Source organism: Micromonospora sp. CB01531 (genome assembly GCF_001905095.1).
Lineage (GTDB): Bacteria > Actinomycetota > Actinomycetes > Mycobacteriales > Micromonosporaceae > Micromonospora.
In genome coordinates this window covers 1-19,642 of the sequence record NZ_LWLS01000139.1, presented here as the reverse complement: position 1 = coordinate 19,642, position 19,642 = coordinate 1, and the positions used below count along the sequence as shown (strand labels likewise).

Sequence of the window (19,642 nt, the reverse complement as noted above, 5' to 3'; positions counted from 1 at the left end):
ACACTGGCTTCCAGTAGGCCGAGGTGGCTTCCACGGCCACCAGTTCGACCCGCTCACACCGTAGCTAGTCGGCCAGGGCCAGCAAGGCCGGCGTCACGGATGCGTACTCGCGGACCTCCTGCACTCGCCGACCCGGATTCGTCGGGTGCGGGACCCGGCGGTCGCCCGCGGGAACGGTCGGGGTAGCAAATAGAGGCGGACTCGCGTGCTCGAAGCGACAAGGCAGGGCCGCTTGATCACATTCCCAGCGTCAGACTCCTATCCGGGCTCGAAGCACCAGGCATCAACGACGTCGGCGAGCGACCACCCCCATTTTCACGCCCGGCATGGGCGTCGCGATAGGGACATCGGAGACTCCTATGGATGTCAAGCGGCCGTGAGGGCGGAGCTTGGAGGTCTGCTCGCGGGTGTCGTGAGCAGTGAGTAGAGCTCTCGGGCGATGTAGCGCTTGAGGCAGCGGATGGCCTCGCGTCGGGTCTTGCCGTCCCGGACGCGGCGTTCGACGTAGGCGCGGGTGGTGAGGTCCCATCGCAGGCGGGCGAGGGTGATTCGGTGCAGGGCGGGGTTGGCCTGCCGGTTGCCGCCACGGTTGAGTCGGCGGCGCTGGGTCTTGCCGGAGGATGCCTCGACCGGGCTGACCCCGCAGAGGGCGGCGAAGGCGGCTTCGGAGCGGAGCCGGTCGGGGTTGTCGCCCGCGGCCATGAGCAGGGTGGCACCGGTGTCGGGTCCCACGCCGTTGCGGGCCAGCAGGTCCGGCGCGTGGGTAGCAAGGACGGCGGTCAGCCTGGTGTCGAGATCGTCGATCTCCTTGGTGAGTAGCGTGATCCGCTCAGCGAGCAGACGCAGGGTGTGCCGGGCGGCCTGGCTGGTGTCGGTCGTGGGGTCGGTGACCTCGAGCGCGGCGCAGGCGCGCACGAGCAGAGGGGTGCTCAGCCCGGACAGTTGCTCGCGCAGGGCCGGGTCGGCGCCGACCAGGACGGCCTTGAGCTGGTTGATTGCCTGGGTGCGGGACTTGACGGCGGAGGACTTGGCCAGCTTGAACATGCGGGCCATCTCGACCGGGCCGTCGCCGGCCTTGGCGATGGCGGTGGCCCGACCGGACAGCACGGCACGGGCGGCTGCTTCGGCGTCAGTGGCGTCGGTCTTGCCTCTGCGGCGTCGGTCGACTCGGTCGGGTCGGTTGACCTCGATCACCGTGACGTCCTCACGGTTCAGCATCCGGTTCAGTGCAGCTCCGTAGGAGGCGGTGCCCTCGACGCCTGCGCGTAGCACGGTGCCGAAGGTCCGGGCCCAGGTCAGCAGGGCGCGGTAGCCGGCAACTGTGGCCGGGAAGTCTCGGGTGCCCAGCAGCGCGCCGACCGTGCTGATCACGGCGGCGACGTGGACGTCCTTGTGCGTGTCGACTCCGAGAATGATCTCCTCAAACGGCAATGTCGGTGCCCTGCTGCGCGGCGCTGGAAGTGGGTTGGTGCTGGCTGCTGGACCGCCGGCGGGGCATGCTGGACACTGTCCTGAAAGGAAACTCCGCAATGCGCTACATGTTGATGCACAAGCTGGACGAGAACACTCCTGGCGCGTTCGACCCGAGCCCGGAGTTCATGATCCAGATGGGTGCCTTCATCGACGAGGTGGCCAAGTCCGGGATCCTGCTCGCCGCCGAGGGGCTGCACAAGAGCAGCAAGGAGGACGCGACTCGGATCACCGCCACCAAGGGCAAGACCACCTTCACCGACGGGCCGTTCACCGAGACCAAGGAACTCATCGCCGGGTTCGCGCTGCTGGAGGTGCGGTCGAAGGAGGAAGCGGTGGAGTGGGGTAAGCGCTTCATCAACGTCTTCACCGACCACGGGATCGACGTCGAGGTCGACGTCCGCCGGGTCAACGAGGGCCCTGGCCAGGCCTGATCGAGGGCGGGCGGTACCGGCGGGTACCGCCCGCCTTTCTGCGCGCCCGGGGGTCGGCCGTCGGTCACATCGGCGGCCGCGGGCCCGTCTCACCACCATGAGAGCACTGGTACGGGCGGTGGCCGCGCTGCTCGGCGCGGCGGCGGTGGTGGTCGGGGTGTGGGCGCTCACGCGTCCGGACTCGTTCAGCTCGGCGGTCGGGTTCCCGCCGCACCAGCACTTCGTGCACGACGTGGGGGCGTTCCAGCTCGGCATCGGCGCGACCTTGCTGCTGGGGCTGATCTGGGCCGACGGCCTAGCGGTCGCCCTGGTCGGATACGTCGTCGGCGGGGCGGCGCACACGCTGTCGCACGTGATGGATGCGCCCGTCGGTGGCAGCGCGGCGCAGACCTGGGTGGTCGGGTTGTCGGCGGTCCTGGCCCTGGCCGCGCTGGTCGCCCGGCTGCGGCAGCTCGGCTGGGTGGTCGGTTACGTCGACCCCGCCCCGGCCCCTGCCTGGGCGCCGCTGGCGCGGCAGAAGACGCTCGTGCTGACGACCTTCAAGCGAGACGGCAAGGGTGTGCCGACGGCGCTGAGCGTGGCCGTGGTCGGGGAGCGGGCGTACGTGCGCAGCTTCGAGAAGGCGTGGAAGACCCGGCGGATCCGCAACAACCCGCGGGTGACCCTGGCGCCGTCGACGGCGCTGGGGAAGCCGACCGGGGTGGCCGTGGAGGCGGTGGCGCGGCGGTTGACCGGGGCGGAGTATCGGGCGGCTAGCCGTGCGCTGATGCGGAAGCATCCGATGCTGCACGGGGTGCTGGTGCCGTTGATGCACCGGCTCGGGCGGGCGAAGACCGGCCGTACGGTGCATTTCGCGCTGAGCCCGGTGGCGACGGCGGGCGCTGAAACGCCGCGGATTGCGTCGCTGAAACGCAATCCTGTGCAGCGGAGCTGAGCGTAGGACGCAGCCGCGCCGGGGTGCGGTGGCCGAAGAGTCCGTGGGGACGCGATGAGCGGCGACGTGGGGCTGGCGTCCCTCAGCCCGGGGTCTCGGACTGGCGGATCACCCGGTCGATGCGGCGGTCGGGGACGACCCACATGATCGCCACGGCGACGAAGCACGCCAGGGCGATCCCCACTCCGATACGCCCTTCGAGCAGCAGGGCGCTGAGGATCCCGGTGATGTAGAAGACCGGGGAGACCTTGCCCTTGAAGTCAGTGCCGATGGCCCGCCGCAGCGGCGATTCCGGTCCCTGCTGGCGGATGATCACCGTCTGGAGCACGAAGTATGCGATGGCCGCGCTGAACAGGTTCAGGCCGTAGACGACGACCGGGGTTCGCTCGAACTTCGAGTCGTCCATCCAGGCCGTCGTGAAGGGGAACAGTGAGAGGCAGAACAGCAGCGCCAGGTTCGCCCACAGCACGCCGCCCCTGACCCGCTGCACGAGATGGAACATGTGGTGGTGGTTGTTCCAGTAGATGCCCACGTAGACGAAGCTGAGGAGGTACGTCAGCAGCCCGGTGCCGGCCGTGTGGACGAGGTTGGAGAAGTCGTGGCCGTGCGGCACCTTCAGCTCCAGCACCATGATCGTGATGATGATGGCAAGCACGCCATCGCTGAACGCCTCCAGCCGACTGGTCCTCACCGCGCCACCGCCCTTCTCCGTCAGGCATGCGACCTGCTACGGGACACGCACACTAGACGCTGCGACGAGGTACAGGTTCGGCCGCCCCACCGGCATTCTTGTCGTTGGGTGATGGTTGGGGTGCGGTAACAGCGCGCGAACCTGGTCCGCCCTCAGGCGTTCCTCTCTGGGTGGCTTCGACACAGGCGCCAGCTGGTACAACGACGGTCGATATACTCTGGGGGTATATACGCGGGGTATACCCTCGGAGTATGGTGTCGGCATGAGCGTTCCCATGACCCTCCTTGGCCTGCTCGAACGCGAGCCCAGCCACGGCTACGACCTCAAGCGCGACTACGACACCTTCTTCAGCCGGGGCAAGCCGCTGCCGTTCGGTCAGGTCTACGCGACCCTCGGCCGGCTCGCCCGCGACGGCAAGATCGTCATCGGTGAGGTCGAGCCGGGCGTCGGGCCCGAGCGCAAGCGCTACGTCATCACCGAGCGCGGCGCGACCGAGGTCGAGTCGTGGCTGACCGATCCGGTCGAGGCCGAACCCAGCCTGCAGACGGTGCTGTTCACCAAGGTCGTGCTGGCGCTCATGCTCGACCGCCCCGCCGAGGAATACCTCGACCGGCAGCGCGCCGCGCACCTGCGGCGGATGAAGGAACTCACCGAGATCCGGCGCGGCGGCGACTTGGTCGACACCATGCTGGCCGACCACGGCCTGTTCCACCTGGAAGCCGACCTGCACTGGATCGACACCACGGTCGCCCGGCTGGACGCCCTGCGGAAGGTGGTCCGGCGATGAAGGCCATCGAGGCGCGTGACGTCCACCTGTCCTTCGGCGAGACCCCGGCGCTGCGCGGGGCCAGCGTCGCGGTGGCTCCCGGCGAGATCGTCGCCATCATGGGCCCGAGCGGCTCCGGGAAGACCACGCTGCTGCACTGCCTGGCCGGCATCCTGGTGCCGGACGCCGGTGAGATCCACTTCGACGGCCGCCGGATCGACACCCTCAACGAGCACCAGCGCAGCGTCCTGCGCCGGGACCAGTTCGGGTTCGTGTTCCAGTTCGGCCAGCTCGTACCCGAGCTGACCGCCGAGGAGAACGTGGCGCTCCCGCTGCTGCTCAGCGGGGTCAAGCGGGCCCCGGCGCTCGAGCAGGCGCGGCCCTGGTTCGAGCGGCTCGGCCTAGCCGGGCTGCAGCGGCGCCGCTCCGGTGAGCTGTCCGGCGGGCAGGCGCAGCGGGTCGCGCTGGCCCGCGGCCTGGTCGCCCGGCCCGGCGCGCTGTTCGCCGACGAGCCCACCGGAGCGCTCGACTCACTCACCGGCGAGCAGGTCATGGACCTGCTGGTCGCCTCGGCCCGCGAGCAGGGCACCACCGTCGTGCTCGTCACCCACGAGGCCCGCGTCGCCGCGTACGCCGACCGGCAGGTCATCGTGCGTGACGGCAAGGTGAACGCGCTGGTGGCCGCATGATCCGGTTCGCGCTACGGCTGTCCGTGGCCGGCGGTCGGGAAGCCGCCGTCCGGCTCGTCATCATCGCCGCCGCGGTGGCGCTCGGCGTCGGCATGCTCCTGACGACGATCGCCGGCATGAACGCGGTCGGCGCGCAGAACCAGCGGTACGGCTGGCTCAACACCGCTGCCGCGCCGGCCTCCTCCGACGCGTCGGTCGACCCGCTGTGGTGGCTGGTTCGGGAGGACTACTACCACGGTGCGTCCATCGGCCGGGTCGAGGTCGCGGCGCTGGGCCCGGACGCGCCCGTCCCGCCGGGCATCCCGCGCCTGCCCGGGCCGGGGGAGTACTACGTCTCGCCGGCTCTCGGCAAGCTGCTGCGGACCACCCCGGCCGCGGAGCTCGGCGACCGCTACCCCGGCCACGAGGTCGGCACGATCGGCCGGGCGGCGCTACCCTCCCCCGATTCGCTGCTGATCGTCATCGGCCGCACCCCGGCCGAGCTGGAGCCGTTGGGGGCCACGAAGGTCACCCAGATCATGACCACCTCCCCGAGCGACTGCAGCCACGGCTGCTACATCGGCATCAACGGCTCCGGCCTGACCCTCGTGCTGTCCGTCGTCGCGGCCGCGCTGCTGTTCCCGGTGCTCATCTTCATCGGCACCGCGACCCGGCTGGCCGCGAGCCGCCGGGAGCAGCGGTTCGCCGCGATGCGGCTGATCGGGGCCACGCCACGCCAGATCTCCGTCATCTCGGCCGTGGAGTCGACACTTGCGGCCGCCGCGGGCACCGCTGTCGGGTTCGGCCTGTTCTTCGCGTGCCGGCCGGGGCTCGCCAGGATCCCGTTCTCCGGCGAACCGTTCTTCGCCGCCGACCTGTCGCTCACCGTCATCAACGTCCTGGCGGTCGCGCTCGGCATCCCGCTCGGCGCGGTCGTGGCGTCCGTGCTGGCGCTGCGCCGGGTGCAGATCACGCCGCTGGGTGTGAGCCGGCGGGTGACCCCCAAACCGCCGCGCGCCTGGCGGCTGATCCCGCTGATCGCCGGGCTCGCCGAGCTGACCTGGTTCATCGGCCGGCGGCCCGCCACGACCAACGGCCAGATCACCGCGTACCTGTCCGGGTTCGTGCTGATCCTGATCGGGCTGGTGCTGGCTGGGCCCTGGCTGACCATGATCGGCGCCCGGGTGCTGGCCGGGCGGGCGAGCCGGCCCGCCACGCTCATCGCCGGGCGGCGCCTCGCGGACAACCCGCAGGCCGGCTTCCGGTCCGTCAGCGGGCTGATCGTGGCGCTGTTCGTGACCAGTGTGGCGACCGGCACGATCACCACGTTCGTCGCCAACCGCGGCGCACCGCGCACCGACTCGGTGGCCGCCACCTCTGTCAGCAAGACGTTCTGGCCCGAGGACGGCCCCGCGCCGACCGCGGACCAGATCCCCACCGGGCTCCAGGCGATCCCCGGGGTACGCAGCGTTTCCGTGCTGCACCGCAACCCTGACCCGGACGGTTGGCACGGCCTGATCACGTGCGCCGAGCTGGACCGCCTCGCGGTGTACGGCAGCTGCCCTGCCGGCGCGCAGGTCGCCGCCGTGCCCGGCGACCTCATCGGCTTGCGCGCGATGGACCTGACCAACGACACGTACGTCTGGGAGGCAGCCGGCACCGCCCCCGCGGACGTCGACCGGCAGCCGATCCTGTCGGTGGTCGTCAACACCACCAGCCGTTCCGCGTTCGAACAGGCCCGGACGATGCTGATCAACGCGTTCCCGCTGGGGCGTTTCCCGGCGAGCGTCGGCGAGTGGGAGGCGAACTCCGCGCGGCAGATGGTGCAGTTCCAGCAGTTGGCCAACGTGGTGATGCTGGCCAGCCTGCCGATCGCGGGCTGCAGCCTGGCGGTGAGCGTGGCCGGTGGGCTGAGCGACCGGAAGCGGCCGTTCAGCATGCTGCGGCTCACCGGGGTGCGGCTGAGTACCCTGCGCCGGGTGGTGGCGCTGGAGACCGTCGTACCGCTGCTGCTCGTCGCGGCGGTGGCGATCGGGATGGGTTTCCTGGCCGCGCACCTGTTCCTGCGGGCGCAGCTGCACTACACGCTGCTGGCACCGCACCTGTCGTTCTATCTCATGGTCGCCGGTGGGCTGGCGGTGTCGCTGGGCATCATCGCCTCCACACTGCCGCTGCTGCGCCGGATCACCGGCCCGGAGACCGCCCGCAACGAGTGAACCCCGGCAGACCCACGAACATCAGGTTCACCGACGTTCGCGGCCGGACGGGTCATACCGTCCGGCCGCGCGGCCGGCCCTTCCCTGAGTAGGCCAGCATGCCAGCAGCGCCGTCCCGGCCACCCGCGCCAGTCCTCGGCGAGCTGCTGCATGAACGCGGCGAGGTCGTCCACTCCCGTGGCCGGCCTGACTACCGTCACGCTGACAGATTCGCCACGGACAAGATCAGCCTAATTTCGGTGTCACCAGAAAGAACACCGAAAGGGGCAGGTCATGAAGGCGACTCGAGGTGCGGCGATGGGACTCGCGGCCGCGGCCGTGCTCGCGCTGTACACGTTCGGGAGCCCGGCGCAGGCGACCAAGGGAGGCTTGGACCGCGCGGGCCTCGCCGCCGGTGAGCCCGGCGCCGGGAACGCGGGCTGCGCCGAGGCGAGGCCGGAGGTCACCTCCATCAGCGGCTGGGTGTCGCCCGGCGCGTGTTCGTTCATCAAGCGGCAGATCAAGTTCGGGAAGGTCACCACCCCCGACCGGGTGGACGCCTACGTCGACATGTGGTCCAAGGACGCGACGCTGTGGGAACCGGCGAACGCGAGCAGGCCGCCGGTCCAGGGTCTGGACAACATCAGGACGGCGATCAGCGGCTCGCTCGCCTTGGTGCCCGACTTCCGCTTCCGCGGCACACGCATCGTCGTGAACGGCCCCGCGGTGATGTTCGAAGCGCACAACGAGGCCACGCTCAAGGGCCACCAGGTCGCCTACTCCGCGGTCTACCGGGTCCTGCTGACCGACGACGGCAAGGTCATCCAGGGCCGCCGCTACTACGACCGGCACAGCTGGTTCAAACCGCTCGACCCCAGCCTGCCCGACCTGTTCGCCAACGTCGCCGACGGCGGCAGCCCCGACCGGGGCCGCCAACCTGTCCTCAGCCCCGACGAGCTCGCTGAACGCGCGAAGGCATGGAACAACGAGGACGTCGAGGCGCTCGTGGGACGGCTCATCGGCGCGCCGCTGTCCGCTCCCGGCCTGAATGGCGGCACGCTCAGCACCACGCAGGGCAAGCTCGCCTACCTGAGGACGTTCTTCGACCAGGTCAGCAATGTCCAGCTGCTGCCGGGCCAGGCCATCAAGGTTGACGGCGCGACATACCTGGAATGGCACGGCACGGTCCTGCCCGAGGGCCAGACCGACCCGGTCAGCTTCGGCGTTATCGAGCGCGTCGGCGACACCGGCGGCGTCTCGAGTGACTGGACCCTCACCTTCGACCAGCTGCCGCTCGTCGCCAACGAAGCAAAGATCACCGAGCTGTACGGCAAGCTCCGGTAACGATCGCGGCCAGCTCCGCCTACAGGGCCTTCCCCGGCTTGGGGAAGGCCTTGTAGAGGTGGTAGCCGACCGTGCGCGGGCTGAGATACAGATGGGCTGCGATGTCGCGGCCGCACGCGCCGTCGCGGCCAGCCGTACCGGTAAGGACGATGAGCGGGGCGGCGGCCTAACTAACCGCCGGCCAGCGCGAATCCGACGAAGATGACCATGGCCAGAGGCAGGGCTACGGCCAACGCGAGCGCCCGCTGACGGTTCGACCTGCCGATGAGCACGACGGCCAGGAGGCCGAGCGTGACGTCGATGGCTACGTTCCACGCCGAGCCTGAGGGGTAGCTGGGATCGTTGGCCCGGCGGGCGAACCGTGCCGCTTCCTCGAAGAACACCGCAGCCGGCAGCGCCGTCCCGAGGACCTGCCGCCAGCCCGCCCCGCGCGCCCAGTCGCCGCCGATGCCGAAGACCACCCCGGCGAGGACACCGAAGACCATCCAGAGCAGCGACGTCGACGCCCACACCACGGCCAGGTCGTCGCCCTGCATGAGAGTCGCGGCGAGGTAGTAGCTGGGCACCGCGACCACGAGCAGGACAGCGGCGCCCACCGCCGAGCGCACCCAGCCCGACCGGGCCCAGTATCCGAAGGCGAAGGCGCCAACCGCCCACGTGGCGGTGGAGTTGCCGAGTTCGGCAAACGGGTATGGCACCCACTTGATCCAGGCGAAGCCGAGGAAGCCGAGCAGGAAACCACCCACCACGGCGGTGAGCGCCACCGTTCGAGGACCAGGTCGCACGGCGGGAAGCATACTCAGTATGCCTGCGAGCAATCTCGGCACCCGTGGCGGCGCGGTCAGTGAGCCGTTGGCTGGACCTGGCGTGCGACGGCATTGGTTCCCACCGCTTGCTGGCGGCCTACGCTCGGCTCACCTCGTCGGGCGCCGTTTCATGGGATGTTTTCGTGGCCGACGCCTGGGTTTACCCAGGTGGTGACCAGGAACGTTCCGCGCTGGGACCGGGGCTCGCTGCTCCGCAAGGGTGAGGCGGAGCAGGCGACCTTCGTCGAACTGTTCTTCGACCTGGCCATGGTGTTCATCCTCAGCCGGCTGGTCGCAACGGCGTTCGACGTGCTGGCCGAGTCACCCGGCACGCCAGGCTGGGTAGTGCTGGGGCAGGCCCTGCTGCTGTTCCTGCCACTGATGCGGGTCTGGACCCTGACCACATACATCACCGCCCAATTCGATCCGCGACGACCCGCAGTGCAGGGCAGCGTCATCGCCAGCGTGTTCGGTGTGCTGATCTTCGGCGTCAGCGTGTCGTGGGCCTTCGACGGGCGTGCCGTCGCGTTCGCATCCACCTACATCATCATGCAGGCCGGCCGGACCCTCGCGATCGGTCTCCTCGCCACGGTGCCCGAGGTTCGTACCGCGAATCTGCGGTACTTCTGCTGGTACGCGGTCATTTCCGTCCCGTGGCTGATCGGCGCGGTGTCCCACGGAATCGTCCGCCCAGCCCTGTGGGCCTTGGCGGTGCTCGTCGAGGCTGTCGCGAACGCCCGCGGCTGGCCCGTGCCCCGACTCGGCGCCGGCCTGGCGAACCTGTGGGCGACGGCCGCCCGATACCTCGCCGAGCGCTACCAACAACTGCTGATGATCTCTCTCGGTGAGCCGCTGCTGTCCGTGGGCGTCGCCTTCACCCAGGTACCGGCCAGTCCGTACCGGATCACCGCACTGGTCGTCGCGTTCCTGACCACCGTCCTGCTGTGGCGCCTGTACTTTCACGTCGCCGGTCAACTGGTCGACGACGCGGTCCTGGCCGCCTCGCACCCGGCCCACACCGGACGCGTCGCCGGCGCCGCCCACCTGACCATGATCCTCGGGATCATCACCTCCAGCGTGGGACACGACCTGGTCGAGAAGCACCCCTCCATGCACACCCCGCTCACCTGGTCGTCGGTCATCCTCGCCGGGCCCGCCATCTTCCTCGTCGGCCGCTCCGTGCTGGAGTACGTCGTCTATGCCCGCGTCTCCCTGCCCCGCCCTGCCAGCATCGCCGCCCTCGTGCTCCTGATCGCCCCGCTGACCCTCGTCCCACCACTGGCAGTCTCCAGCGCCGCCGCGATCGTGCTACTCGCCGTCGCCATCGCCGATACCAGGCGCTCACACCGCCACCCCGACGAACAGCCCACCCCACCCTGACAACGGCGAGCACGGTGAGTTGCCACAGGTCAGCGACCGAGGACGAAGTACCTAAGACCTAGGAGCGTGGGTCAGTAACGAGCAAGCGGTCACTTGGGCAGCTTCCGGCTCTGAGTACCGCCTGCACCGGAGGTCGGCAGTCTGCCGAGTTGTTCAACGGCGAGGACTTCGTCGACTACTGTGACGCGTCGCTTGCCCGTCCGGTGGTCGGGTTGCAGTACGTCGTCGGCTCCCCCGTGGGGTAGGTCGATTCCGGGTCAATGGCCAGGCGGGCGTGTAGGTGCTCGTCGTGGTATGCCCCATCGCCGAAGCGGTGTGAGTCGCGCAGGGTGCCTTCGGGGAGGTAGCCGCAGCGGTGGGCCACCCGACAGGAGGCCTCGTTGCCGACAGCGTGGGCGATCTCGATCCGGCGGGCATCGGCCGTCCGGAAGGCCCAGTTGGTGACCGCCCTCGTTGCTCGGGTGGCCACGCCCTGTCCGCGGGCGGTCGGCAGCGTCCAGTAGCCGATCATCGCCAGGCCGTCCGCGCGGTCGACCCAGCGCAGGGTGACGCTGCCCAGCAGGGCGCCGTCGGTAGCGGTCAGCGCGGCGAAGGAGGCGCTGGCACCGCGGTCCCAGCCTCCGTCGCGAGATTCCAGCCATGCCAAGGCGTCGCTGCGGTCGGCTGTCGCGAGAGGGTTCCAGAGGGCAATCAGCGGGTCCGACGCGGCGGCGATCAGGCCGTCCAGCATCCTTTTCGGCTCGGCGGTCTCCCGGCCCCATGGGTGTAGCAGCACATCGCCCAGGTCGAGCGTGGTGCGGACGAAGGTCCGCCGGTCGGCGGGGTTCTGGGAGGCAGGCGGGGGCGCGGAGGAGCTCATGGCGCCCTTCCTACCCGGTCATCAGGCCTACCGCCAGCCGTTTCCGCCGGTCACAGACCGGGCCGATCCTGGCGGGATCGCGCATCCCAGCAGCCGACACCCCCGGCGTTTCATGATCATTCGTGCGGGATGATGCTGGTATGCGTGATGGGGATGGGCTGTTCGAGATCGAGCCGGTCGAGAAGAAGCAGCCGCAGGGCCGTGGGGCGGCAGTGGACAAGACGTTCCGGGCGTTCAACCCACATCAGGTCCTGCTGCTGCCCCCGTCGCTGGACGACTGGCTGCCCCAGGACCACCTGGCCCAGTTCGTCGCCGACCTGGGCGACGACGTACTCGATCTCTCCCCGATCTTGGCGGACTACACCGACAAGCGCGGCTACCCGCCCTACGATCCGCGACTGATGCTGCGGCTGCTGATCTACGGCTACACCACCGGCGTCCGATCCTCGCGGGCGATCAAGCGCAAGTGCGCCGACGACGTCGCGTTCCGATACCTCGCCGCCGACCAGGCCCCCGACTACCGCTCGATCGCCCGTTTCCGCCGCCGCCGCCTGGACGCGCTCGTCGGCCTGTTCACGCAGTCGCTGCACCTCGCACAGAGGCTCGGCATGGTCAAGATGGGCCGCGGCGTGCTCCTCAGACAACGGGGTGTTCCAGCGCATCCGCGCATGGCGCATACCGCGGCAAAGCGATGGCCGTTCTCTGCCGCCAGAGCCGCATGTGCGTCGGCGCCGCGCGATCACCGTGCCGCGCACGGTCCACTTCGAGCTAAAGCCGATAGGTCGGTGAGCTGTAACCGTGACCGGCGTGGCAGAGGCTGGCCACGTGAAGACAACGAGGATGCGGCTCCTGCTGCCCTGGGTCACCGCCGTGGCGCTGCTCGGCGGTTGCGGCTCGGCCGCCGGCGGCAGTGCAGCAGGCGAGGACCTCGACGGGCTGCGCGAGCAGGCGCGCGCCGCCCTGGACCGCTATGACCAGGCGGTACGCGACGCGGGCGACACCGCGCGGTTCGTACCGGTGGGAGAGCTGACCCGGCAGCTCGGCGACTGGGAGCTGACGAACGGTGCCTACAAGGAGAGCCTTGCGGCGGGCCGCGTCGAGGCCACGGCAGCGCTGCCCACCGCGCCGACGCCGACCGGGAACCTCGCCTGGGCCGACGGCAGGAAGCAGCCCCTGCCGTTGGTCGCGGCTGATGAAACGTTGGCGCAGATGCGCCAGGCCGCCACCGGCGACTGCGTCGACTGCGCGCCGCTGAAGGTCACCGGCGCCCGCCTGACCACCATGACGATCTCCACCACGCGGGGCTCCGCGACCGTCCCGGCTTGGGAATTCACCCTCGACGGCACCGCCGTGCGGGTGGCCCGACCGGCGGTGGCCGCCTCGTCCGCGGTCCAGGTGGCGCCGCCGTCCTGGGACCCCGACGAGGCGACCGGCGGGCTGCGGATCGAGACGGCGACCACGACGACCACCAGCCGTGAGCTGGCCGTCACCTTCACCGGCGCCCCTGACCCGCGCAGTAAGCCGTGCGGAGCCGACTACAGCGCCGAGGCAGTCGAGTCGGACCAGGCGGTAGTCGTGATCGTCATCGAGCACCGGCACGCCCGGGCCGAGTCGTGCGGGGACGTCGGGGCGCGGCGCAGCGCCACCGTCGAGCTGGCCCGACCGTTGGGGGAGCGGGCGGTCCTCGAGGTGCAGCAGGGCCTACCGGTCGCCGTGACGATCCGCTGAACGCCTACCGGCACATCGAGTCGATCAGCTCCTCGAACCCGGGGAACTCCGCGCGCGCCGCGGTGATGACGTTGGCCGCCGACTGCCGGGCCTGCGGTGCCCACCGTTGCGCAATCCGCGCCCGGTGCGCGTCGGCCCGCGGGACGTATTCGTGCCGTGGGTACATCCTCGCCTCCAGTGGCCCGAAGCCGTCTGCGAGCAGCCACAGGTACGCCGGCAGATCCTGTGCCACCACCGCCGTCTCACCCTCAGAGCCGAGGAACACGACGGGTTGCCGTTCGACCGGCTCGCCCGGGCGGACCAGCCAGAACGCGGCGATGCCGCCGGTGCCGTCCTGCCCGAACACCCGGAATTCGCCGCCGTCGAACTCCGGATTGCCGGTCCACGCCCGCAGCCACTCTGCAGTCTCATCGGCGGTGAGGAAGGCGGGGTACGGCTCGAAGTCGACCCCGTCGCCCGCGGCGTAGTCGAATCCCGGCTCGTGCGCCTCGGCAAGCGGCACCGGCATTTCTCGGTGATCCTGATTCACGCCGGCACCATAGTACGGCAGCCGCCGCTTGAGGATTTGCTGGCCGGGGCCGGGTAGGACTTCAAATCTTGCGGTGGCCGCGGGCCACAGCGAGGCCCTGAGGGCAGGGAGCGGGTGTTGGCCTTGGTGCCCGGGTCGTTCGCGGGCCGGTTCCTGCGGCTGGAGCCGCGGGGGTGCGCGGCGGCGTTTGTGACGGGGCAGTTGGGTGGTAACCGAACCGGGGCTGGTTCCTGACGCGCCGCGACGGCGACGGGCCCGACCGATTCTGGCCGGGCCCGTACGCGACGGCTCAGTAGTAGCGCTCCAACAGGTTGAAGTCGTCGGTGTTCGGATACCGTTGCGAGCTGCGGTACGCGTACACGCAGCTACCGGTTGACGTGTTGTGACCCAGGCCGAGCACGTGCCCGAGTTCGTGGCAGGCGGTGTTCCAGCGCTCGTACTCGGTGCCGCTGTAGTAGGTGTTCAGCTGGACCGTCGCGCCAGCGTAGTAGGTTCCCGCGGCGTTGAGGGTCCGGCTCGTCTGACCCGTCCAGCCGGAACCGTAGTTTCCGCTGTAGACATGAACACAGTGGATACCGCCGCCCGGGCAGCCGGAGCTTGGGGTGCGGTACACCGAGTCGATGCCGGAGGTCTCGTTCCACTTGGTTACCGAGCGACCGACGGGCCACTCCGATCCGGAGTGGTCGATGAAGTAGACCTGCGGCCGCAGGTAGCCGTTGTACGCCCAGCGGACGAAGCACGTCGCCGACGACGGCCAGGTCCGGGCGGTCCCGGACGAGCAGGCCGCGACGAGCGCACCCATGTCGGATTCGTCAGCGACGGCGACGTTCGGCGCCCCCCGTGCCGTGAGCCGCGCAGCCAGATCATCGGGAGTAACCCCCGGCGCAGGCGTGTAGGCGGTTTCGGTGATCGTGCCGTCCGGGTTTTTCTGCACAGAGACCACCACCGCGTCCCGGCCCTGCGTCGGCGGGGCGCCGACGGCTTGGGCGGTGGAGGTGAGGGCGACAACGATGGTGCCTGCGGCCGCGAGGAGGACCGCGCGGATGGATCGACCTGTCTTCACATGAACTCCCCCATGTCGAGTTCTACGCACGGATGTGCCCCGTCATCCAACCCTGTCAGATGACATGGGGGGAGATAAATATGACGTGGGAGAACTGCTTATGATTGTCAATATTCTTACCGTGGGCGGCGACGCGGCCGAGTTGGGTCCGCAGCCGCCGTGGCACTTCATGCCGGACGCCAACGGGTCGCTGGACGTCCCGCAGAATCTCCTCGACTGCCTGCGCCGCAACCGGATCCCGTTCAAGATCTACCTTGACGAACGACTCCTTCTGGCCCTGATCCCTTTCCGGGTGGGGCCCGGTGCAACACCGGCCGGACCCTCCGCTGGATAGTGAGAGTCATGAGCTGGTTGCGGCGCGCCCGCCCTGCCTATGCGGTCGACGGTGTCGAGCCGCGGCGTAGCAGTGGCGGCTGGGATGTCTTCGACGGCGACGCTCTGGCCGGGCTGCCCGCGGTGACCGAGGCCGCCGCACGCCTGCCGCAGGACCCAGCGCTGGAGGATCTGCCGGGCTATCTGTCGGTCGGCACGAAAGACGGCCAGGAGTGGGCCCTCAGCTTCGACGACGGGATGCTGTCCGTCTTCGACCTGTCCAATCCCGGCAGCGACGTCTTCGAGCAGGTGCTGACGGCCGCGCCGTGGACCGAATCGGTCGAACGCGTCGACCGCGAAGTCTTTGTGTTCACCACGACCGGGGTGCTCACCGCTGACGTGGTGCTGGCGCACTGCGTCGACGTCTGCGGCGAGGTCTTCCGTAGGCCCGGCGATTCGCCGCCGGCTTAGCTTCCAACGTCACTTGATCTTTCGGCTGGTGGAGTGGCCGATTCTGCGCTGGTAGTGGACGGTCTCGGGGCTACCCGAGCGGGACCTGGACCGCGACGTCGTGGTTGGGGTAGTACGCCTCGAACTGGTCCGCGCCGTACTTGTCGCGGAACATCGCCGCGATGTGGTCGACCCGGTCCGCGTCGGTGATCGGGGTGGCGCTGGAACTCAACGCCGTGCCGTTCGCGGCGATCTGGATCATCGGCGTGCGCCGGACGTTTTTGTACCAGTCGCTGTTCGAGCCGGTGACCGGGACCAGGAAGACACTGTCCTCCTCCTGCACGAACCACACCGGGTGCGAGATCTGCCGTCCCGACTTCCGGCCGGTCACGGTGATCTCGACCTCCCTGACGCCCTGCAAAGCGTCCCTGATCGCGTTGGCCACGATGCCCTCCGACAGCTGCCCCGAGTGCTCCCGCCTGCCAGGCTATGAAGCTTCCCGGCCGCCCGCCGCCGGTTCCGCGACCTTGTCACCGGCACGGGGCCATCAGCACCCCACCCGGCCTGTTCCGCCCGCCGGCCGATCTCTCGTAACACCCCTTTTGGGCGCTGCACACCTTTTACGATGGACTCTCAGCTCTCACATCTGCGTCGAGCGGTGCCGGAGACCGCGGACGAGTTCCGAGGAGGCGGCGGTGGTCCAGGCATACCCCCAGCCGCCGCCCCTGACGAGGAGCCGGCGGCCATGGCTGCGCATCTTCCTGATCGGCCTGGCCCTGTGGCTCGCCACCGTGGTCGTCACCTTCCTGACCGGCAACCCCGCCCTGGTGCCGACGCTGGTGCTGCTCGGCAGTTTCCTGGTGCCCGTGACGTTCGTGGTGTGGGCATTCCAGCGACGGGAGACCGGCGAACTGACCCCAGGCCTGATCCTGAGCACGTTCCTGGCCGGCGGTGTGATCGGCGTGCTGGCCGCGTCGCTGCTCGAGTCCTACCTGCTCCGCCCGTCGTGGTGGCTGTTCCTCGGCGTGGGCCTCATCGAGGAGGCCGTGAAGCTCGGAGTGCTGGCGTTCCTGACCCGGCACATGCATGTAAAAGCGACCCGGGACGGCATCATCCTCGGCGCCTCGGTCGGGTTCGGCTTCGCGGCCCTGGAAACCGCCGGCTACGCGTTCACCGCGCTGTTCACCGCCCACGGGCTGTCACTGACCCAGGTGGTGGAGACCGAGCTGCTGCGCGGCGTGGTCACACCGTTCGGTCACGGCCTGTGGACGGCGATCCTCGGCGGGGTGCTCTTCTCCTCCAGCACCCGCGAGCACTTCGTGATCACCGGGCGGCTCGTCCTGGCCTACCTCGGGGTGTCCCTGCTGCACGCGCTCTGGGACGCCATGCACGTGATCGCGCTGCTCCTGACGCTGCTGCTGACCGGAGGGACCACGACGCCGCACGGCCAACTGGTCCGGCCGACCGCGGGGCAGGTCGCGCTCTTCGCCGTACTGGACCTGGGAGGGCTGGCGCTCGTGGCGGTGGTGGGGCTGCTCTGGCTCTGGGCGCTGGTACGGTCCGCACGTCGCGCGCCGCACGTGCCACAGGTGCCGCCGTACGGGTTCCGGGTGCCGATCCGCCCGCCCGGCCCCTGAGATCGCCTGGGCAGCCCGCCCGCGCACGGTCAGGTCATGGTGCTGTTGAAGGAGACCGCTGATCGGGCAGGCTGCGCCGTGACGTCGGGAGGCCCCAAGAGTGGGGAGGCCGACACCCGCTGGCAGCCAACTGGCGTGCCCGAGCGGGGCTCACAGCACCCCGCGCAGCACGTCGTCATACGTTGCCGCGGCCGCTTGAACGGCACGCCCGGCCAGAGTGATCTGCGTGTAGGCGCCCCGCCGGTCCGTGTCGCACAGGTAGCGCTCCAGCAGGTCGGCGCTCTCAAGGCGGGCGACCAGCCGACCCGCGGCCTGACTGTTCGCGCCCTGGCGATCGGGTGGCCCAGTCGGAATGACGACGGAGGCCGCCCCGAGCGGGACGGCCTCCGTGAACGGAGATCCGGATCCGGGTAGCGGGCGACCGTGGGTCAGCCCCGCGCTGAAGGGCCCTGGAACTCCGAGCGCAGCTCGGCCAGCCACGGGGCCGGTGGCGTGCTCGGCGGTGACGGTGACGGTGTCCCCGTCCTTGAGGGATTCGAGTTCGCGCAGGCAGTGGCCCTTGTCCTTCCGCTTCACCTGGCAGGAGACGTTCGGGCCGTTACCGGAGTAGTCATAGACCTCCCCGGCGACTACGGACACGCCGTTGACCGAGACCCGGTAGATGCCGGGCGTCTGCGGAACCACCGTGAAGTCAAAACCCCGGTGCCAGGTCAGCGTGGTGGTGGCAGGCTTGTTCGGGTCCGCCGGATCGCTGTGCACGACCTTGGTGTCAGGCTAACCAGTTTGATTATGAATCGTCATTGATCATAGATTGGTGTGTGTGGAACGTTTCGGCTCGCCAATGCTGTGGAGCGTGTCGGTGTTCATCCGTGACGCATCACGTTTGGGCTGGCTCGGGAGGGTTCCGGTGGCGTGGGTCGGTCGTGAGGGCCGGTGTTTCTGGATCGGTGTTGAGGCGTTGAGTCGGTGAGCGGGAAGCTGCGGCTGGCCGAAGGCGAGACGTCCCGGACGGCGTGCGCCCGCGCCTTGCTGCGCACCGGCGTGGACGAGGAGACCGGCGAGGTCCTGTCTGCGGCGGTGCTGGCGCAGCGGGTTGGTTGGTGTGCTGATCTGGTGGCGGGCATGGTGGCCGCGCTGATCAGCGAGCATTGGAACAGCGTGGATGTGGAGGCGCTGGCGGCCGGGGTGGATGCGGGTGGGCGCAGGTTGCCGTCGAACGCGTGGATGGCGCTGCGGCGGCTGGGCTGGACCGCGACCACGCCGGAGGGTGTGAGGGTCAATGACCGGGTCGTGCGGATGGTCCAGGAGCAGGCGGGGCGTGCTCTACGTTCGGTGAAGTGGCGTGCCGATGTGACGGCCGGGGTCCTGGCGACGTGGCCGGCCGATCCGCGTCAGCGGACCCCCGGCGAGTGGGATCAGGTGCGGGCCTCGATCCCCGGCGGGCAGCATCTGCCATCCAACGTCATCAAGGGCCGCACCCGGCAGGTTGTCACGTTCGTCAAGGCCACTGGTCGGCTGCCGGTGGGCGTGTTCGAACTCGAAGGCGTCCCGAGAATCGGGCGGATGTTGCTGTTGGCCGCGTGTGATCGGCAGCAGGCCACGATCGAGCGCTGCGACACTGACCCGGGCAGGGCGCTGCTGCGGCTGCAGTTGCCCACCCGTCCGGATCCGCAGACGTATCGGGACTGGACGTGGGTCGCCTGCCCGATCAGCCTGCCGTCCACGGTTCCCGCCACGGCGGTGCTGCACCTGCCCACCCTCCGCGTCACCGACGGGACGGTCCGCGCCGACCTGGCATATACGCACCCGGTGCCGAAAGCCGCGCGGACCGGGCACACGGTGGCGGTCGGTGTGGACTGGGGCCTCAACACCCTCCTCAGCGCCGGTGCCCTGCGACTGGGAAAGGACGGGCGGATCACGGCCTTGGGGGCCGGTGGACAATTCCGCGCCGCCGGCATCCTGGCCAAGCAACACCGCCTGCGTCGCCACAGCGAGCGGCTGCACGCGAAGGCCGACCACTACCAGCGGCTGCTCGGCGGCCGCCCCGACGAGCAGCTGAGAGCGAAACACGGGCTGCTGGCCGGCGAGATCCGCCACCTGTCCGCCCGCCGCGCGAACTTGAACGACGCGCTCGCGTGGGCTGCCGCCCGCTGGACGGTGGACCAGGCGATCGCCGCCCGGGCGTCCGTCATCTACCTGGAAGACCTGCGGTCGATGGAAGCGCGGGGCATGGGGCACAGCCTGAACACGCGCCTGTCCCAGCAGGTCCGCGGAAAGATCAGCGACCGGATGCGGCACCTCGCCGCCGAGCACGGGATCGCCGTGGTCACCGTCCCCGCCCGCAACACCTCCAAGCACCAACGTAAGAGCTGGTTG

At 69.7% G+C, this 19,642-nt stretch carries 21 protein-coding genes and 1 pseudogene; 13 read left to right on the top strand and 9 right to left on the bottom strand.

Annotated features, from left to right (window positions below):
* Window positions 1-366: 366 nt before the first annotated feature.
* Complete coding sequence (locus A6A27_RS41390; RefSeq protein ID WP_073840119.1) at window positions 367-1,431, bottom strand: IS110 family transposase; 1,065 nt, start codon at window positions 1,429-1,431, stop codon at window positions 367-369.
* A gap of 98 nt (window positions 1,432-1,529) precedes the next feature.
* On the opposite strand from A6A27_RS41390, the gene A6A27_RS41385 reads away from it, so the two are divergent.
* Window positions 1,530-1,904: a YciI family protein gene (locus A6A27_RS41385; protein WP_073840122.1), complete on the top strand. Its 375-nt coding sequence runs from the start codon at window positions 1,530-1,532 to the stop codon at window positions 1,902-1,904.
* Between the two features lie 97 nt (window positions 1,905-2,001).
* Entirely contained in the window at window positions 2,002-2,838 is an 837-nt protein-coding gene (locus A6A27_RS41380; RefSeq protein WP_083673269.1) for a PPOX class F420-dependent oxidoreductase, read from the top strand.
* Window positions 2,839-2,920: 82 nt separating this feature from the next.
* Here the strand turns inward: A6A27_RS41380 and A6A27_RS41375 are convergent, their stop codons facing one another.
* Window positions 2,921-3,529, bottom strand: a complete 609-nt coding sequence (locus A6A27_RS41375) for a TMEM175 family protein (protein WP_073840117.1) — start codon at window positions 3,527-3,529, stop codon at window positions 2,921-2,923.
* A 262-nt stretch (window positions 3,530-3,791) separates the two neighbouring features.
* Between A6A27_RS41375 and A6A27_RS41370 the strand changes: the two genes are divergently transcribed.
* From A6A27_RS41370 to A6A27_RS41360, 3 genes are read left to right on the top strand one after another with little or no spacing between them, the layout of a single operon-like run.
* Complete coding sequence (locus A6A27_RS41370) at window positions 3,792-4,316, top strand: PadR family transcriptional regulator (RefSeq protein ID WP_073840116.1); 525 nt, start codon at window positions 3,792-3,794, stop codon at window positions 4,314-4,316.
* The gene (locus A6A27_RS41365) at window positions 4,313-4,984 is read left to right on the top strand and encodes an ABC transporter ATP-binding protein (protein ID WP_073840115.1); all 672 of its coding nucleotides are present in this window, start codon (window positions 4,313-4,315) and stop codon (window positions 4,982-4,984) included. The genes A6A27_RS41370 and A6A27_RS41365 overlap by 4 nt, the downstream gene beginning before the upstream one ends.
* Complete coding sequence (locus tag A6A27_RS41360) at window positions 4,981-7,179, top strand: ABC transporter permease (RefSeq protein WP_073840114.1); 2,199 nt, start codon at window positions 4,981-4,983, stop codon at window positions 7,177-7,179. Before A6A27_RS41365 ends, A6A27_RS41360 begins: the two co-directional genes overlap by 4 nt.
* Here A6A27_RS41360 and A6A27_RS47915 read toward each other — a convergent pair.
* A complete protein-coding gene (locus A6A27_RS47915) occupies window positions 7,074-7,379 on the bottom strand; it encodes a DUF6228 family protein (protein ID WP_443190046.1) in 306 nt (101 codons plus the stop codon). The genes A6A27_RS41360 and A6A27_RS47915 overlap by 106 nt on opposite strands.
* A gap of 73 nt (window positions 7,380-7,452) precedes the next feature.
* Between A6A27_RS47915 and A6A27_RS41355 the strand changes: the two genes are divergently transcribed.
* Window positions 7,453-8,502: a nuclear transport factor 2 family protein gene (locus tag A6A27_RS41355; protein ID WP_083673268.1), complete on the top strand. Its 1,050-nt coding sequence runs from the start codon at window positions 7,453-7,455 to the stop codon at window positions 8,500-8,502.
* A gap of 170 nt (window positions 8,503-8,672) precedes the next feature.
* Here the strand turns inward: A6A27_RS41355 and A6A27_RS41350 are convergent, their stop codons facing one another.
* Entirely contained in the window at window positions 8,673-9,287 is a 615-nt protein-coding gene (locus A6A27_RS41350) for a DUF6518 family protein (protein ID WP_241825715.1), read from the bottom strand.
* 192 nt (window positions 9,288-9,479) lie between these two features.
* Here A6A27_RS41350 and A6A27_RS41345 point away from each other — a divergent pair, with 192 nt between their 5' ends.
* Complete coding sequence (locus A6A27_RS41345; RefSeq protein ID WP_073840121.1) at window positions 9,480-10,688, top strand: low temperature requirement protein A; 1,209 nt, start codon at window positions 9,480-9,482, stop codon at window positions 10,686-10,688.
* Window positions 10,689-10,863: 175 nt separating this feature from the next.
* Here the strand turns inward: A6A27_RS41345 and A6A27_RS41340 are convergent, their stop codons facing one another.
* Entirely contained in the window at window positions 10,864-11,547 is a 684-nt protein-coding gene (locus A6A27_RS41340) for a GNAT family N-acetyltransferase (RefSeq protein WP_073840111.1), read from the bottom strand.
* Window positions 11,548-11,759: 212 nt separating this feature from the next.
* Between A6A27_RS41340 and A6A27_RS41335 the strand changes: the two are divergent.
* Window positions 11,760-12,182 (top strand): annotated as a pseudogene (locus A6A27_RS41335) (transposase); the annotation flags it as partial.
* A 190-nt stretch (window positions 12,183-12,372) separates the two neighbouring features.
* Window positions 12,373-13,275 (top strand): hypothetical protein, encoded by a 903-nt coding sequence (locus A6A27_RS41330; RefSeq protein WP_158074150.1) that lies wholly within the window; start codon window positions 12,373-12,375, stop codon window positions 13,273-13,275.
* A gap of 4 nt (window positions 13,276-13,279) precedes the next feature.
* On the opposite strand, the gene A6A27_RS41325 is transcribed toward A6A27_RS41330, so the two are convergent.
* The gene (locus A6A27_RS41325) at window positions 13,280-13,804 is read right to left on the bottom strand and encodes an SMI1/KNR4 family protein (RefSeq protein WP_198940677.1); all 525 of its coding nucleotides are present in this window, start codon (window positions 13,802-13,804) and stop codon (window positions 13,280-13,282) included.
* Between the two features lie 289 nt (window positions 13,805-14,093).
* Window positions 14,094-14,867 carry a matrixin family metalloprotease gene (locus A6A27_RS41320; protein WP_073840108.1) on the bottom strand — a complete coding sequence of 258 codons (774 nt, stop codon included), beginning with the start codon at window positions 14,865-14,867 and terminating at the stop codon, window positions 14,094-14,096.
* A gap of 85 nt (window positions 14,868-14,952) precedes the next feature.
* Here A6A27_RS41320 and A6A27_RS41315 point away from each other — a divergent pair, with 85 nt between their 5' ends.
* Both A6A27_RS41315 and A6A27_RS41310 read left to right on the top strand, forming a co-directional pair.
* Entirely contained in the window at window positions 14,953-15,201 is a 249-nt protein-coding gene (locus tag A6A27_RS41315) for a hypothetical protein (RefSeq protein WP_143194450.1), read from the top strand.
* Between the two features lie 8 nt (window positions 15,202-15,209).
* Entirely contained in the window at window positions 15,210-15,650 is a 441-nt protein-coding gene (locus A6A27_RS41310; protein WP_073840106.1) for a hypothetical protein, read from the top strand.
* A gap of 70 nt (window positions 15,651-15,720) precedes the next feature.
* On the opposite strand, the gene A6A27_RS41305 is transcribed toward A6A27_RS41310, so the two are convergent.
* Complete coding sequence (locus A6A27_RS41305; protein WP_073840105.1) at window positions 15,721-16,074, bottom strand: nitroreductase/quinone reductase family protein; 354 nt, start codon at window positions 16,072-16,074, stop codon at window positions 15,721-15,723.
* Between the two features lie 250 nt (window positions 16,075-16,324).
* Here A6A27_RS41305 and A6A27_RS41300 point away from each other — a divergent pair, with 250 nt between their 5' ends.
* Complete coding sequence (locus A6A27_RS41300; RefSeq protein ID WP_241825714.1) at window positions 16,325-17,266, top strand: PrsW family intramembrane metalloprotease; 942 nt, start codon at window positions 16,325-16,327, stop codon at window positions 17,264-17,266.
* Window positions 17,267-17,416: 150 nt separating this feature from the next.
* Here the strand turns inward: A6A27_RS41300 and A6A27_RS45490 are convergent, their stop codons facing one another.
* Window positions 17,417-18,025 (bottom strand): hypothetical protein, encoded by a 609-nt coding sequence (locus tag A6A27_RS45490; protein WP_073840104.1) that lies wholly within the window; start codon window positions 18,023-18,025, stop codon window positions 17,417-17,419.
* Window positions 18,026-18,232: 207 nt separating this feature from the next.
* On the opposite strand from A6A27_RS45490, the gene A6A27_RS41290 reads away from it, so the two are divergent.
* Window positions 18,233-19,642 (top strand): transposase (locus A6A27_RS41290; protein WP_073840103.1); only part of this gene is annotated, 1,410 nt, incomplete at its 3' end.

Excerpts from the sequence above, each read along its gene's own strand:
- A6A27_RS41385 (WP_073840122.1), top strand. The coding sequence starts at position 1,530 with ATGCGCTACATGTTGATGCACAAGCTGGACGAGAACACTCCTGGCGCG.
- A6A27_RS41380 (WP_083673269.1), top strand. The coding sequence starts at position 2,002 with ATGAGAGCACTGGTACGGGCGGTGGCCGCGCTGCTCGGCGCGGCGGCG.
- A6A27_RS41370 (WP_073840116.1), top strand. The coding sequence starts at position 3,792 with ATGAGCGTTCCCATGACCCTCCTTGGCCTGCTCGAACGCGAGCCCAGC.
- A6A27_RS41365 (WP_073840115.1), top strand. The coding sequence starts at position 4,313 with ATGAAGGCCATCGAGGCGCGTGACGTCCACCTGTCCTTCGGCGAGACC.
- A6A27_RS41360 (WP_073840114.1), top strand. The coding sequence starts at position 4,981 with ATGATCCGGTTCGCGCTACGGCTGTCCGTGGCCGGCGGTCGGGAAGCC.
- A6A27_RS41355 (WP_083673268.1), top strand. The coding sequence starts at position 7,453 with ATGAAGGCGACTCGAGGTGCGGCGATGGGACTCGCGGCCGCGGCCGTG.
- A6A27_RS41340 (WP_073840111.1), bottom strand. The coding sequence starts at position 11,547 with ATGAGCTCCTCCGCGCCCCCGCCTGCCTCCCAGAACCCCGCCGACCGG.
- A6A27_RS41310 (WP_073840106.1), top strand. The coding sequence starts at position 15,210 with ATGAGCTGGTTGCGGCGCGCCCGCCCTGCCTATGCGGTCGACGGTGTC.